The 568-nt window shown below is 50.2% G+C and carries 1 protein-coding gene; it reads left to right on the plus strand.

The features are described 5' to 3' along the window. The coding region (locus R7Q46_RS29075; protein WP_318078564.1) for an aminotransferase class III-fold pyridoxal phosphate-dependent enzyme at positions 1–568 on the plus strand (568 nt) is incomplete at both ends.

Below are 568 nucleotides of genomic sequence, written 5' to 3' on the forward strand. Positions count from 1 at the left end.
GCACTTCAAGCACACATGTCAGATCGCACATGTGCGGTTATGATGGAGCCACTACAAGGTGAAGGCGGCATCGTGCCACCAACTCCGGAATTTGCTCAAGCAGTACGTGAACTGTGTGATAAGCACAACGCGCTACTTATCTTTGATGAAGTTCAAACGGGTAACGGACGTACTGGTCATTTCTATGCTTACCAAGGTCTAGGCATCACGCCAGACATTCTAAGCACAGCGAAATCACTGGGTGGTGGTTTCCCTATCGGCGCAATGTTAACAACAGCAAAACTGGCTGAGCATCTGAAAGTGGGCACTCACGGTTCAACATACGGTGGTAACCCATTGGCATGTGCAGTGGCAGAAGCGGTCGTTAACGAAGTGACAAAACCAGAAGTGCTTGCTGGTGTTTTAGAGCGCGAAGCGCTGTTCCGCGCAGGTCTAGAAAAGATCAATGCGAAGTACAACCTATTCTCTGAAGTTCGTGGCAAAGGTCTATTGCTAGGCGCTGCGCTGAATGAAGAGTGGCAAGGCCGTGCACGTGATGTGCTGGTTGCTGCGGGTAAACAAGGTCTAT

The sequence above is a fragment of the Vibrio sp. 811 genome, assembly GCF_033339195.1.